The organism is Streptomyces lancefieldiae (assembly GCF_031845825.1).
GTDB classification, from domain to species: Bacteria; Actinomycetota; Actinomycetes; order Streptomycetales; family Streptomycetaceae; genus Streptomyces; species Streptomyces lancefieldiae.
This window is the reverse complement of the sequence record NZ_JAVRFH010000400.1, coordinates 1-402: the sequence shown is the minus strand read 5'-3', so window position 1 is coordinate 402 and position 402 is coordinate 1. Positions and strand designations below refer to the sequence as shown.

At 68.4% G+C, this 402-nt stretch carries 1 protein-coding gene; it reads right to left on the bottom strand.

All coding sequences use genetic code 11. The features are described from left to right. Positions 1-93: 93 nt before the first annotated feature. The coding region (locus tag RM812_RS42705) for a transporter substrate-binding domain-containing protein (protein ID WP_311586497.1) at positions 94-402 on the bottom strand (309 nt) is incomplete at its 5' end.

Genomic DNA, 402 nt, shown 5'->3' with positions numbered 1-402 from the left:
CCCCCGGAGACGGACACCGGGCCCGCCGGTGAGGCGGCGGGTGTCTTGTCGAACTTGTCAGTCATGGTGACTGCCCTTCAGTGGAGCGTCCGGTCACTTGCCGCCGTTGATGGCGGCCTTGTCGATCGCTCCCGTACCGGCGCCCCACTTGTCGAGCACCTTCTGGTACGAACCGTCGGCGATGATCGCGTCGACGGCCTCCTTCAGGGCGTCCCGCAGGCCGGGGTTGTCCTTGTTCACGCCTATGCCGAAGGGGCCCGCGTCGACCTGCTCGCCGACGACCTCGAAGGCATTGCCGCCGTCGGCCTTACGGGCCAGGTCGAGTGCGACCGGGTAGTCGTTGACACCGGCCACCGCGCCGCCGGACTTGACCCGGGTCTGGGCCTCGGTGTCGTTCTCGAA